This window comes from Sphingobacterium sp. UBA6320, assembly GCF_002440335.1.
Classification (GTDB): Bacteria; Bacteroidota; Bacteroidia; order Sphingobacteriales; family Sphingobacteriaceae; genus Sphingobacterium.
Genome location: NZ_DJTA01000010.1, coordinates 1 through 14878, shown reverse-complemented (window position 1 = coordinate 14878; position 14878 = coordinate 1). Strand labels below are relative to the sequence as shown.

Annotated in this window: 8 protein-coding genes and 1 tRNA gene; 4 read left to right on the top strand and 5 right to left on the bottom strand. The window is 37.1% G+C overall.

Translation table 11 applies throughout. The annotated features are described in order from the left end of the window. Positions 1-8 precede the first annotated feature (8 nt). Positions 9-2615: a TonB-dependent receptor domain-containing protein gene (locus B3P23_RS05935; protein ID WP_293925049.1), complete on the bottom strand. Its 2607-nt coding sequence runs from the start codon at positions 2613-2615 to the stop codon at positions 9-11. 336 nt (positions 2616-2951) lie between these two features. Here B3P23_RS05935 and B3P23_RS05930 point away from each other — a divergent pair, with 336 nt between their 5' ends. Together B3P23_RS05930 and B3P23_RS05925 are read left to right on the top strand one after the other, a co-directional pair. Continuing rightward, entirely contained in the window at positions 2952-4094 is a 1143-nt protein-coding gene (locus B3P23_RS05930) for a serine hydrolase domain-containing protein (protein ID WP_293925048.1), read from the top strand. Between the two features lie 84 nt (positions 4095-4178). Further along, positions 4179-5015: an MBL fold metallo-hydrolase gene (locus tag B3P23_RS05925; protein ID WP_094773443.1), complete on the top strand. Its 837-nt coding sequence runs from the start codon at positions 4179-4181 to the stop codon at positions 5013-5015. 38 nt (positions 5016-5053) lie between these two features. Here B3P23_RS05925 and B3P23_RS05920 read toward each other — a convergent pair whose 3' ends face one another. The 4 genes from B3P23_RS05920 to rpe all read right to left on the bottom strand — a co-directional run bounded on the left by B3P23_RS05920 (position 5054) and on the right by rpe (position 12240). After that, complete coding sequence (locus B3P23_RS05920; RefSeq protein ID WP_293925047.1) at positions 5054-5944, bottom strand: hypothetical protein; 891 nt, start codon at positions 5942-5944, stop codon at positions 5054-5056. Positions 5945-6011: 67 nt separating this feature from the next. Further along, on the bottom strand, positions 6012-8279 hold the full coding sequence (locus B3P23_RS05915) for an aconitate hydratase (protein ID WP_293925046.1): 2268 nt from the start codon (positions 8277-8279) through the stop codon (positions 6012-6014). Between the two features lie 58 nt (positions 8280-8337). Further along, positions 8338-11100, bottom strand: coding sequence for a bifunctional aconitate hydratase 2/2-methylisocitrate dehydratase (locus B3P23_RS05910; RefSeq protein WP_094773444.1), 2763 nt, complete (start codon positions 11098-11100; stop codon positions 8338-8340). Positions 11101-11559: 459 nt separating this feature from the next. Further along, the gene (gene rpe, locus B3P23_RS05905) at positions 11560-12240 is read right to left on the bottom strand and encodes a ribulose-phosphate 3-epimerase (protein WP_045752529.1); all 681 of its coding nucleotides are present in this window, start codon (positions 12238-12240) and stop codon (positions 11560-11562) included. Between the two features lie 170 nt (positions 12241-12410). On the opposite strand from rpe, the gene B3P23_RS05900 reads away from it, so the two are divergent. Continuing rightward, positions 12411-14525 (top strand): HD family phosphohydrolase, encoded by a 2115-nt coding sequence (locus B3P23_RS05900; protein ID WP_094773445.1) that lies wholly within the window; start codon positions 12411-12413, stop codon positions 14523-14525. A 132-nt stretch (positions 14526-14657) separates the two neighbouring features. Beyond that, positions 14658-14747, top strand: a tRNA-Ser gene (locus B3P23_RS05895). Positions 14748-14878: the final 131 nt, after the last annotated feature.

Below are 14878 nucleotides of genomic sequence, written 5' to 3'. Positions count from 1 at the left end.
CTAAACATTTAAAATTTATACGTCAATGTGGTCATAAAACTTCTTGGTGGAATCGGGTTCACACTGTAATTTTCATGAATATAATAATTGAAAGCATTATTAACATTAGACATTTTAGCTAAAATACTCCATTTTTTATACGTATAACCAGCAGAGATATCTACGGTTGTAAAAGGACTGACAGTAATTAAGCGGTCTAGACCATCTCTCACATTGATTTTCGTATTATTCCAGCCTGCATTTCTTCTTCCTGTATAAAATGCCGATACGCCCAATTTTAATCCTTTAGCACCACCATGTTGCAAAGTATAGAAGATCGTTCCATTAGCAGTATGTGCAGTTGTACCGACCAAACGAACATCTTCCTGATTACCAGAAACCTCAGTAACCTTTGGACTACCATTGACAACAGTAGTAATTTCTGTTATAGGACTCGTCTCTGTATAACGCATATAGTTATATGAATATCCAGCTAAGATGTCCAATCCTGGCAATATAGAACCCGTTACATCAAGCTCAACACCATCCGAAGCCGTTTTACCAGAAAACTCTTTCATATTAGTATCTCCGTTACTTGTTCCATCAGGTTTAACCAACAATTGCTGTGCAAATCTATTGTTGTTGATCCGGTATACCGATGCATTCGCAGTCAAACGTCCGTTGAAAAAATCGTTTTTAATACCTGCCTCGTACTGATCTATAGTCGAAGGGCCCATTGGTCTATAATCCACATCATAGCCCGCATTGGATGTAAAGTTATTCGCGTAAGTCACATAAATACTCGAAGTTGGGATCGGTTGGAAGATCAATCCAAATTTTGGAGACCAAGCTTGATCAACTTTTGCGCCCAATTCCTTTTGGTTAGCATCCAAATTTTTAACATCTTCAGTTACATCAGTAGCATAGGTATATTTTTCAGCATAAGGCGTTCTTTGGTATGTATATCGTAAACCCGCAAGTACCTTAAATTTGTCTGTAACCTCAATCAGATCTTGTAAAAACACACCATAACGGTAGATATTAGTCGTTGTTCTGGTTAAATATTCTGCTCCTGGCATATCTGTTCTAACCCCAGTCTGCATCACTGCAGGAACTGTAACTTTAGGATTTGCTAGATTATTTTCAAAATGACTAGGAATATAAGTATATACTGTTGATGCCGGATCAAAAACATTTATATTATCGTAAACCGATCCTGGCATGATGACAGGCAATCCTTTTTGATCGTAAGTGACTGTCTTGATATTTAAAGTATTATCAATACGATATGCATAAGCCTTTGTATTGGACTGATCAGCATCAGCACCTACCAAAATTTTATGCTTAATGCCACCTGTATTTACCGTACCAGTCAAATTTAACTGCTGATTGAAAGTAAGCTCATCCGATTTTGAGCGCGTCAGATTTCGAGCAGCAATACCATTGGCAGCAGCTTGAATTCTATCTGAGCCATAATAATCACGGCCATAGCTTTGGTAACTCGCTATTGCATTTAACTTCCAGTTATCATTAAATTGATGATTCAAATTAATCTGACCATTACTCGTATTTGTTTTATTATATGCCCAAAGCGTATTTAAAAAGGTATGACGACCTACATCTTTGTTAAGCTTTCCATCCACTGATCCAATACCAAAATCAGGTGTATAATCACTTTTTAGATAGTCAAACATCAAGTTGATATCCGTACGATCATTGATTTTATATAAAATAGAAGGATTTACATATAACCTTTCAGAAGTGACATGATCCCTGAAGCTGCCAGATTTTTCATAAGTACCGATCACACGGAAAGCTAATTTATCGGATATAGGTCCATACACATCAACTGTCGGTTTATAAAAATCATAACTACCGACACGTACCGAAGCCTCTCCACCATACTCAAATTTCGGCTTTTTGGTCACTAAATTGACAACAGCACCACCGGTAACACCACCATATAGCAATGCAGCACTTCCCTTCAAAATCTCCACAGACTCCAATGTACTGGCCTCAATAGAGCCTCCATTATTGGTACGTGCCCCATTTTTAAAGATATTATTTGCACCAAGACTATAACCACGTGCATAGAAATTTTCATTAACACCCCCCCTATTTGCTCCTATGGCTATTCCATTGGCATTTTTTAAGGCATCACTAAGCCGATTCACTTGCTGATCTCTGATCACCTGCTCGTTTATAATCTGAACACTCTGTGGTAGATCTTTATCAGCAATTCCAGCTTTCCCAACACTGACTGTCTGATTATTATGTGAATTATACCCGCGAATGTCCACGATATCCAATTTAGAATCGCTGCGATCCCCTACCAAGTTGATAGGTTGCGAACTACCATTGACAACTTTTATACGCTCTTCGTCAATGACATTACCCAAACTTTTAACGATGATAGTATAAGATCCATCAGGTAACGAAGAAAAAGAAAATGATCCATTGCGATCAGTTGCTGTTGACTTCCCTAATTCTTTAACAATTATCGTCGCAGCTTCAATTGGAGCCCCAGATTTATTTTTTAGTTTTCCGTGAATTCCACTGTGCTGCGCAATTCCTTCTAATTGTATCCCCCCGACTAATCCTAAGCTTAATACTAAGCTGAGAAATGACTTTTTCATAGTGTATGATAATAAGATAAATTTTATTTCGGATGCAAACTTACAATCTTTTTTTCAATCTATTTAGATTTATTTTAAATAAATATAAAATTATTTTGAAACCAAAAACAAACACACAATCACCTTAAAAACAACATGTTGATACTATTTTTTAAAACAAAATTCAAATAGACTTTTCATGTGTTTGACAAAAGATTTTAAAAAAAAAGTGAGCAAACCAACATAAAAGAAGAAAAGAAAATACAGCTAGAGTATGCAATAAGACTACATAAAAATGCAAACTAATGCAACTATATTTATTAATTATTTATACCTTTCGATACTAATCCATAAATCATGAAAAAATTCTTATTCATTCTTATACTCGGAGCCTTCTGTTGCAGTCAAGTAAGCCGAGCTCAACCAACTGTTATTGATAAAAAAATAACCGATATCATGCAACAATATCAGGCTATTGGCCTATCAGTTGCTGTCATAAAAAACAATAAATTAATATTTTCGAATTCCTACGGACTTAAAAACATAGAAGAGAATCAAGCCTTGCAAAATGATGATATATTTAGAATAGCATCAATTTCCAAATCATTTTCGGCAACTGCCATTATGCAATTGATCGAGCAAAAGAAATGTCACCTGGATGATGATTTCAGTGATTTGATTGGATTCAAAATTAGAAACCCTAATTTTCCAAACACGAAAATCACATTACGAATGATACTTTCGCATACCTCAAGTATCAATGATAAAAATGGATACTTTGACTTAGAAGTCATCAATCCTACGCATTCAGATCAATACATAAACTCGTATAGCAACTATGAGCCAGGGACAAAATATGCATACTGCAACCTCAATTTTAATATGATTGGAGCAGTGATTGAACGTTTATCCGGACAAAGATTTGATTTATATATCAAAGAACATATCCTAGATCCTTTGCAATTGTATGCAGGTTATTGTGTTGACTCCTTAGATAAAAATAAGTTTGTCACACTTTATGAATATGACCATGATAAAAGTGGATTCCGTCCCCAAACCAGTGCCTATAATCCGCGATCATTAGAAATCAAAAATTACACATTAGGCCATTCCACTCCCGTCTTCTCGCCTACTGGAGGAATGAAAATTTCAGCCGTTGATCTAGCGAAGTATATGGGTATGCACATGAATTATGGTAAAGGATTTAATGGTCAGCAAATCATCAAAAAAAGCAGTTCAAAAATCATGCAGACCCCCATTACACCTGATGAAGGCTATGGACTAGCACTCAGGTCAACTGACCAATTAGTTCCGCATAAAACGTTGATCGGACATACAGGTTCTGCATACGGTCTTTATAGCGCTATGTTTTTTGATCCCCGAGCAAAATTTGGAATAGTAGTCATCACCAATGGTTGCCGTGTCCCCGAGTACACCGATTTCAATCCATTTTTAAAGGATTGTATCCAATTGATTTATCAAGAAATGATTGAAAATTAATCGTTATACGATCTTGTCATTGATGCCTCTATTTTACTGATCAAAACTAGTATATTCGTATAAGATACGTAAAAAGAAAAAATTATGCAGTTATATACGATTGAAACTCAAAACTTCAAATTAGATGGCGGAGCTATGTTCGGCGTAGTACCCAAATCAATATGGCATAAAACAAATCCTGCCGATTCGAATAATATGTGTACATGGACCAATCGTTTACTCTTGATAGAAGATGGTGCAAAGTTGATACTGGTCGATACTGGACTCGGAGATAAGCAATCCGAAAAATTTTTTGGACACTATTATATACATGGAGACAATAGCATAGATAAATCATTAGCAAAACATGGTTTCAATAGAGAAGATATCACGGATGTAATCTTGACACACCTGCATTTTGATCATTGTGGTGGCGCCATTGCACGTCAAGGAGATAAATTACGTCCTTCATTTACTAATGCTAATTATTGGAGCAATGCAGCACATTGGGATTGGGCGATTCATCCAAATCCAAGAGAAAAGGCTTCTTTTTTGGAGGAAAATATAATACCTATACAAGAAAGTGGTCAACTAAAATTTATTGAAAAAGAGAGCAGCCCATTTGGTCCAAATATTCAGATCAGGTATGCTCACGGACATACCGAATCCATGATGTTGCCCCAAATTCAATATAAAAATAAAACAATCTTGTATATGGCAGATTTACTTCCTTCGGTAGGACATATTCCCCTTCCCTACGTCATGAGCTATGACATAAGACCGCTCACTACCATGGAAGAAAGGAATAACTACTGGCAAGAGATAGTAGATCGAGAATACATCCTTTTCTTAGAACATGATGCGGTCAATGCTTGTTGTACTTTACAGCATACAGAAAAAGGAATAAGACTAAAAGAAAGTTTTCAGCTTTCAGATATTTAATGTAAAAAAAGCGGATGACAATCATCCGCTTTTAAAATTTAGAATTTGAAACCAAGCACCCAATAGTTCTCAAAGAACCATATCGACTGACTTGCCTTATCAATATTGTTTCTCCCCGTAGTACGGATATTATTAAGATCTGTCCACCCGGTTTTAAAACTTGTTTGCAAATACATCCACTTCAAAAAGTGATATTGCAAACCAACTTTTGCAGCAGCACCATAACCAGCAATATTCCAAAAGTTATTCTCTCCTACTCCAAATAATCGAACATCAGTTCTTGGCACTAGCAGCCCAAGTTCAGCACCAGTTTCCATTGACAAATAAGATTTCCCCGTTCTAGAAACCCAGATATCGTCATGTCTTTCCAAGGCAACAGAAGCAAAATTATATCCATCTGTATGTTCAAATTTCAGTACCGAATCCACTAAAGTAACCTCCTCACCATTGTAAGTTCCGGCCATACCACCAGTTGGAATGCCAGGTTCAGAAATTTCAGGACTGATATGTCCCTTAATTCGTACCGTCTGTGGAATATCCACCACATATTTCATATGGTCCCAGCCCAATGATATCGAATAATTATCTTTGATAAAATACCCAAAATGGAAATTGAATTGAGGGATAGAAATTGTAGCAGGGTTAATATAGGTCATCGACAATTTAGTCGGTCTATCCGATGCTTTTACATCCAATAAAGTAAAATCATATCCCGTACCCTTAAACCGAATATCACTTTTGGCATAAGATGAAAAGTTATATCCCCAGTGAAAATAAAACTTGCCTTTGTTGCTTTCCGTACGCGAATATTTCGGATTGAATATACTTTTAGCGATTGGTTTTGCAGGTAATTCACTACTATGATCTTGTGCAAATAAAGAAGAAGCAGACACTGTTAGCACACTTAAGGCCAATAAAAATTTATTCATATTGTTTGTCAATAAAAAACCCGGCACAAAAGTACCGGGTTATATTTAGATAAGCAAAATAATTACTTTATTTTACTTGATTTTTACGAATAATGTTCAAAGCACCACCCTCTTTAAACCACTCAATTTGTTGAGCATTGTAAGTGTGGTTTGCTAAAATTTGATCTTCCGTTCCATCCGCGTGGTGAAGGACCAGAGTAAGTGGCTGTCCAGGAGTAAAAGTTGTCAATCCTAAGATGTCGATTACATCGTCCTCTTGGATCTTATCATAATCATCCTTATCAGCAAAAGTCAAACCTAACATGCCTTGTTTCTTCAAGTTCGTCTCATGGATACGAGCAAAAGATTTCACCAACACCGCACGAACGCCCAAGTGACGAGGCTCCATAGCAGCATGCTCTCGAGAAGAACCTTCTCCATAGTTTTCATCACCAACTACGATCGATCCGATACCAGCAGCTTTATAAGCACGTTGTGTCGCAGGAACAGGACCATATTCACCAGTCAATTGATTTTTAACCGAATCTGTTTTTTCATTGAAGTAATTAACAGCGCCGATCAACATATTGTTGGAGATATTATCCAGATGACCACGGTATTTCAACCAAGGGCCAGCCATAGAAATATGGTCAGTAGTACATTTACCTTTAGCCTTAATCAATAATCTTAAACCTTTCAGGTCAGTACCTTCCCAAGCAGCAAAAGGCTCTAATAATTGCAGACGGTCAGAATTAGGATCTACATCAATTGCGACAGCAGAACCATCTTCAGCAGGAGCTTGATATCCAGCATCCTCTACTGCAAATCCTTTTTCAGGCAATTCATCACCCGTAGGAGGATCCAGCTTAACCTGCTCACCGTTAGCATTTGTCAACGTGTCTGTCAAAGGGTTGAAGCCCAAATCACCCGAAATTGCAATTGCTGCAACGATCTCAGGAGAAGCTACGAAAGCAAATGTATTCGGGTTACCATCCGCACGTTTTGCAAAATTACGGTTGAATGAGTGGACGATTGTATTTTTCTCTTGCTTTTCAGCACCTACACGATCCCACATACCAATACATGGACCGCAAGCATTTGTAAAGATGGTTGCATTCAGATCTTCAAAAGTTTTCAATAAACCATCACGATCTGCGGTATAACGTACTTGCTCAGAACCTGGGTTGATTCCAAATTCAGCTTTTGTTACCAAACCTTTATCAACAGCCTGCTTAGCGATAGAAGCAGCACGTGACAGATCTTCATAAGAAGAGTTGGTACATGAACCGATCAATCCCCACTCCACTTTTGTAGGCCAACCATTTTTAGCAGCCTCTTCACGCATACGTGAAACTGGTGTGTATAGATCTGGTGTAAAAGGACCATTTAATGAAGGCTCGAGTTCAGATAAATTAATCTCAATAAGTTGATCAAAATATAATTCTGGGTTTGCGTATACTTCAGCATCGGCAGTTAAGTGCTCCTTAACAGCATTTGCCGCATCAGCTACATCAGCACGACCAGTAGCACGTAAATAACGCTCCATCGACTCATCATATCCAAATGTAGATGTCGTTGCACCAATTTCAGCACCCATATTACAGATTGTACCTTTACCAGTACAAGACATAGATTGAGCACCCTCACCGAAATATTCTACAACAGCACCAGTACCACCTTTTACAGTTAAGATACCCGCAACTTTTAAGATCACATCTTTAGGCGAAGTCCAGCCACTTAATTTACCTGTTAATTTAACACCAATTAATTTAGGAAATTTAAGTTCCCAAGGTAGACCAGCCATGACATCACATGCATCTGCACCACCAACCCCAATAGCCAACATACCTAGACCACCAGCATTAACCGTATGTGAATCTGTACCGATCATCATACCGCCAGGGAAAGCATAGTTTTCTAAAACGACTTGGTGAATAATACCCGCTCCTGGTTTCCAGAAACCGATACCATATTTATTTGCGACAGAACCTAAAAAATTAAATACTTCTTTTGATTCTGTATTCGCTCTTTGCAAATCTACTTGAGCACCTTCTTTCGCTTGAATCAAGTGATCACAGTGTACTGTTGATGGAACAGCCGCTTGAGGACGACCCGCTTGCATAAATTGCAATAATGCCATTTGTGCAGTCGCATCTTGCATTGCTACACGATCTGGAGCAAAATCAACATAAGATACACCTCTATCGTATGTTTCAGTTGCATTTCCATCCCATAAGTGAGTATATAAAATTTTCTCAGATAGGGTTAAAGGTTTATTAACCAAGCTACGAGCAGCGTTTACACGCTCCTCATAACGGTTATATACCTTTTTAATCATTTCTATATCAAAAGCCATATATTTCTAATTTTATGATACTTATATAAGTTATTTACTCAAACTCCAGTATTAGTTTTTACTTTGTCGAAATAGGAGAAAATTTGGTTAAGTTGATACCTTCAACAGCAGCTTTATACTCTTGCATGTTTGGAATTCTACCTAAGATAGCAGAAAGCACAACCACTGGAGTAGACGCTAATAAAGATTCACCTTTTTTACCATCTCGATCTTCTACTACACGACCTTGGAAAAGACGAGTAGAAGTAGCCATTACCGTATCACCTTTTGCTGCTTTTTCTTGGTTACCCATACATAGATTACACCCCGGACGCTCTAAATACATGATATTTTCGTACTCAGTACGTGCTGTACTTTTTGGTAAAATATCACTGAATTCAAAACCAGAATATTTCTGCAAATATTCCCAGTCGCCTTCTGCTTTCAATTCATCTATGATGTTGTAAGTAGGAGCTGCAACAACCAATGGTGCATTAAACTTAACAACACCAAGTTGTTTCTCGACGTTCTTCAGCATTTGAGAAACGATTTTTAAATCGTCTTTGTGTACCATACAAGAACCTACAAAACCTAAATCCACTTTTTTGTCACCGCCATAGTAAGAAAGCTCTCTAATAGCATCATGCGTATAACGTTTTGAAACGTCCACATTGTTGACATCAGGATCAGCAATCATCGGTTCATCAATAATATCAAGATCGATCACCACTTCAGCATAATATTTTGCATTTGCATCTGGAGTCAAAGCAGGTTTTACACCCGTTTTAATTTCCTCGATACGTTTGTTAGCTTTATCGATTAATCCTTGTAATACTTGATTTTTATTTTCCATACCCTTATCAATCATGATTTGGATACGGCTCTTAGCAATTTCTAGTGATTGAATTAGCGTCTCATCTTGGGAAATACAGATCGAAGCTTTTGCTTTCATTTCTGCAGTCCAATCCGTAAATGTAAACGCCTGATCGGCAAGTAGTGTACCGATATGAACCTCGATGATTCTACCTTGGAATACATTCTCTCCACCAAATTGCTGTAACATCTGAGATTGTGTCGCATGAACCACATCACGGAAATCCATGTGCTGTTTCATACTCCCTTTAAATGTTACTTTTACAGATTCTGGAATCGGCATCGAAGCTTCACCAGTAGCTAATGCCAAGGCAACAGTTCCCGAATCAGCTCCAAAAGCTACACCTTTGGACATACGCGTATGCGAGTCGCCACCAATGATGATCGCCCACTCATCAATCGTAATATCATTTAATACCTTGTGGATAACATCGGTCATAGCATGGTATTCTCCTTTTGGATCACGCGCTGTAATCAATCCGAAGTCATTCATAAACTTCATCAATTTAGGAATATTAGCCTGCGCTTTTTTATCCCATACAGATGCCGTATGACAACCTGATTGATAAGCACCGTCTACTGTTGGAGAAATGACCTTTGCAGCCATCGCTTCTAACTCTTGAGCAGTCATTAAACCTGTTGTATCTTGAGAACCTACAATATTCACCTTAACACGAACATCAGAACCAGCATGTAATACTTTTCCTGGAGTTGTACCGACAGCATTTTTATTGAAGATTTTCTCTACAGCAGTTAAACCTTGGTTTTCAATAGAAATCTCTTTAGAAGGAGCAAATACTCTTGGAATTTCAATACCTAATACCCCAGCCGCAAATGTTTGGATTTTCTTACCAAATACAATAGCATAAGAACCACCTGCTTTGATAAATTCTCTTTTCTGAGGAGTAAGAGATTTAGAAATGTCGATTAACTCTTGATCTCCATGATATAATTTTTCAGTTTTAGTATTGATCGTAAGAACAGTACCTGTAGCAACTGAATATACTTGCTCTAAAATGGGCTCATTATTTTCATTACGAATAACCTCACCATTTGCATCTACTTTTTTCTTCCAATTCTGAAGATCAATTCCAATACCACCTGTCACATCTACCGTAGTCAAGAAAATTGGAGAAATACCATTAGTACCTCCCACAATTGGAGCAATGTTAACAAATGGAATATAAGGACTAGCTTGTTTACCTGTCCACAATGCCACATTATTTACACCTGACATTCTAGAAGACCCCACTCCCATAGTACCTTTTTCAGCAATCAACATCACACTAGCATCTGGGTGCTGTGCCTGTAAAGCTTTAATCTGTTGTTGTGCCTCTGGAGTGATCATACATTGACCATGTAGCTCACGATCCGAGCGCGAATGCGCCTGGTTACCTGGAGATAACAGATCCGTAGAAATATCACCTTCACCAGCGATAAAAGTAACCACCTTTATTTCTTCTGGCAATTCAGGTAGTTTTGTAAAAAATTCAGCTTGAGCATAACTCTCTAGAATTTCTTTTGCAATGACGTTACCGTTAGTAAAAGCATTTTTCAGACGCGTAGTATCCGCCTCATAAAGAAAAACTTGTGTTTTAAGAACTTCAGCAGCCTGCTTCGCAATAGCTACGTCATCCCCTAACGCCAAATCCAAAAGTACTTCGATAGAAGGACCACCTTTCATATGAGATAATAACTCAAATGCAAAAGTTGGTGTAATTTCTGCGACTACCTCTTTTCCCAGAATAATTTCTTTTAAGAATATTGCTTTTACACCAGCTGCACTAGTCGTGCCAGACAGGGTATTGTAAATAAACAAGTTCAGAGAATCAGCTCTATTTTCGTTATTTAAATCTTTAATTTGAGCAATAACCTCACTTAATAATTCTGCTCCATCAATTGGTTTAGGATTTAATCCTTGACCTTTTCGTTCTACAACCTCTTGTACGTAATCGTTGTAAATACTCATAGTTTATAAATCTTTTATATGTTAAAGGCTGTTCAAAAAAATACACATTGCAGTTTTCCAATACAGCCACAAGTTTAATAAATTAAGCCAAAAAAAACATCATGCTATACGAGACACCGTGACACTAAGATTAACTTTACACTTTATTGGTTTTAAGGATCTATTTCTCGATAAAATCAATGCTGAAATGTGAGCACAAAAATACTAAAAATCAATAGTTAATAGCTATCATTACCATTTATTCACTCAATTTGGAAATATTCTAAACAAGAATTATTTTCCATAATAAAATAAAATAAAGCCCTAACATACAATTATTTGCAGACGATTTTCATCAAATAAACAGCAATTCATATCAGTATATTTTGACGCTGATATTAAAATATGATCGTAGCAAAGGGTATAAAAAAGGGGAAAACCATGTCTGATTTCCCCCTTTTTTATACCCTTTTATTTTGATTAAATATTTTGTAACTGAATATCAACCGCTTTTAAGTCTGCTATAGACTGAGTTGGATCAGCAGCTGCAAAAACCGAGCTACCGGCAACCAAAACATCAGCACCAGCCTGAAGCAACGCAGCAGCATTACCTACACCAACCCCACCATCGATTTCGATTAACAAGCCATCATTCACACCCGCAGCCATAGCACGCAATTGTTTTACTTTAGTATACGTATGTTGAATAAATTTTTGACCTCCAAAACCAGGATTAACAGACATCAAGCAGACCAAATCTAAGTCAGCAATAACGTCTGCCAACAAAGAAACCGGAGTATGTGGATTTAATGCTACCCCAGCCTTACATCCCAACTCCTTAATCGCTGCTAAAGTACGGTGCAAATGCGTACATGCTTCGTAATGTACAGTAATCACCGCAGCTCCCGAATCCTTGCACACCTGTAAATAACGATCTGGATCTACAATCATTAAATGTACATCTAACGGTTTTGTAGCATGTTTTGCAATTGCTTGCATGACCGGAAAACCAAAAGAAATATTTGGCACAAATACGCCATCCATGATATCAATATGAAACCAATCGGCCTCACTATTGTTTACCATTATAATATCATCGTATAATTTAGCGAAATCCGCTGCCAAAACTGAAGGTGCAATAAGATGCTTTTTACTTGACATGAGTCTTTGATTTGTTTTCACAAAGATAATTAAGTCTTGCGGAAGCCTCGAATTTAAATCAAAAAAATTAAATATAGCCCCGATTGCTATGGATAAAGAACTTAATAATAGGACATTTTTAAGTACATTTGCTTGAGTAATTCTTTATTATCCAACAACAATTCAATTCCGTGAGTAGATTAAAAATTAAATATAATCGCGAATCCGACAACAATCTTAACCTCATTCGTAAGATCAGTTTAATATTGGCGACCATTATTCTTATTTGTATATTCCTTCCCAAGCAAGCACGCTTTCGTTACGAATTTCAGAAAGGAAAAGTGTGGGATCATGAAAATTTGATTTCCCCCTATAATTTTGCTATTCTTAAAACACAAGAAGAATTAAATGAGGATAAAAAAAATATCCTCAAAACCATTCAACCTATCTACGATGTCAATTCGACCATCAGTAGAGAACAGATTGATCAATTTGAAACGGATTTAGCTGAAAGATGGCAAACCAATAAATTGGATACGACCCCTCAAAAAATCCAAGACTATAGAGCAGTAGGTAATGCGATATTATCACATCTCTATGATCGTGGTATCTTATCTCTTAATAATCGATTTCAAAATCGAAATGACGACAAAAGTCCCGCTGCAAAACAGTATAATTTTACCCTGATCCAAGACAAAGTAGCCACTCAAAAAAATACAGCCGACTGTTACACCATAGAATCATCCTATGAATATGCAAATTCAGTCCTCAACAATTCGTCCAAGATCGTCTACAAAAAGTGGCTATTAGAAACCTTAAAAAACTACATTACGCTCAATTACGTCTACAACGATCAACAAACAGAACGACTAGAACAAACAGCTTTAGCCAATATTTCCTCTACTCGGGGGGTGGTACAAAAAGGCGAGCTTATAGCCGAGAAGGATAAGATTATCAGCAATGAAACCTACCAAAAGTTAGAATCACTTCGTAAGATCTACGAAGACGAAGGTAAAATATCAGGTAACCAAACCTATGTTACCTTAGGTCAGTTTTTGATTATTTCATTAGCATTATCCATCTTATTGGTATTTCTCTATCTGTTCCGAAAAGATATCTACTACAACAACCGCCTACTTTCGATTATTATGATTGTGATCATCGGGATGCTCGGTGCGTTATCGTGGGCGATTAAAATTAAGATTCCCAATTTATACTATATCCCCTTTTGCTCCGTACCGATCATCATCCGGATTCTATTTGACTCAAGAGTAGCTTTAAACATCCATCTACTCATGGTATTGCTAGCCGCTTTATTCGTTCCCAATTCATATGAATTTGTTTTTTTACAATTTATGGCCGGTATAGTTGCGATCTATAGCATCAAAACTCTAGTTAAGAGAGAGCAGTTCTTTATTTCATCTGCGATTATACTCGCCACTTACCTCATTGCCTATTTTGGTCTTCTTCTCACACGAAATGGTTCCCTGAGTACGATCAATATCATGGACGTCATACCTTTTGTTGTCAGTGTCATGATTACCTTAATGGCATATCCATTGGTATACGCATTTGAGAAACTCTTTGGCATTGTTTCGGATTTAACGCTCATGGAACTTACCAATAGTAATTCCAAACTACTACGAGAACTATCCTTTAAAGCACCAGGGACTTTCCAGCATTCGCTTCAAGTCGCTAATTTAGCGGAAGCTGCTATTTATAGAATAGGCGGAAATCCCCTACTCGTACGTGCAGGAGCATTATATCATGATATCGGAAAAATAACAAACCCACAGTTTTTTATTGAAAATCAAAAAACAGAAAAGAATCCACATGATGAGCTATCTCCAGAACAGAGTGCGCAAATTATTATTTCCCATGTCATCAAAGGAGTTGAAATAGCAAAGAGAAATCAACTTCCTGATGTGATTATCGATTTCATCAAAACACACCACGGTACCACAAAAGTCGATTACTTCTATAATTTATTTATCAAGAACAATCCGGACAAACTTGTTGACGAATCGTTGTATCAATATCCAGGGCCAATTCCTTATTCCAAAGAAACGGCAGTACTCATGATGGCCGATTCTGTAGAAGCAGCATCTAGAGCCCTTAAAGAGCATACAGAAGAGTCGATCAATACACTAGTTGATAAGATCATTGAACACAAATTAAAATTAAATCAATTTGCAAATAGTAACATCACATTGAAAGAAATCACGGAGTCTTCAAATATTTTCAAGGCCATGTTGAAGAGTATTTATCATGTCAGGGTTGATTACGATCTCAGTAAGAAAAAATAAGTGAAATTTATTGGATGAGCAATAAATTGACATACAATCGCTTACTAAAACCTTACGATTTTTTTTTATTTTTTTTATAAAATAGACTTTGCAGAATAAAATAATTGCCTTATGTTTGCAATGTCAAAACGAGGAAGAGTGCCTGAGTGGCCGAAAGGAACAGTTTGCTAAACTGTCGTACTGGAAACGGTACCGAGGGTTCGAATCCCTCCTCTTCCGCCAAGACAAAATAGAGCCCGACTATTAAGTCGGGTTTTGTTGTTTATATACGTGGGTAAACGTAAGTTTTAACAAAAAGTATATAAACAACAAAAGTAATGAACGGAGTGAATGGCTTTATTTTGTATTGAAGC

Bases quoted from the DNA above. Each gene is read 5' to 3' on its own strand.
- B3P23_RS05935 (WP_293925049.1), bottom strand. From the start codon at position 2,615: ATGAAAAAGTCATTTCTCAGCTTAGTATTAAGCTTAGGATTAGTCGGG.
- B3P23_RS05930 (WP_293925048.1), top strand. From the start codon at position 2,952: ATGAAAAAATTCTTATTCATTCTTATACTCGGAGCCTTCTGTTGCAGT.
- B3P23_RS05915 (WP_293925046.1), bottom strand. From the start codon at position 8,279: ATGGCTTTTGATATAGAAATGATTAAAAAGGTATATAACCGTTATGAG.
- B3P23_RS05920 (WP_293925047.1), bottom strand. From the start codon at position 5,944: ATGAATAAATTTTTATTGGCCTTAAGTGTGCTAACAGTGTCTGCTTCT.
- rpe (WP_045752529.1), bottom strand. From the start codon at position 12,240: ATGTCAAGTAAAAAGCATCTTATTGCACCTTCAGTTTTGGCAGCGGAT.
- B3P23_RS05910 (WP_094773444.1), bottom strand. From the start codon at position 11,100: ATGAGTATTTACAACGATTACGTACAAGAGGTTGTAGAACGAAAAGGT.
- B3P23_RS05925 (WP_094773443.1), top strand. From the start codon at position 4,179: ATGCAGTTATATACGATTGAAACTCAAAACTTCAAATTAGATGGCGGA.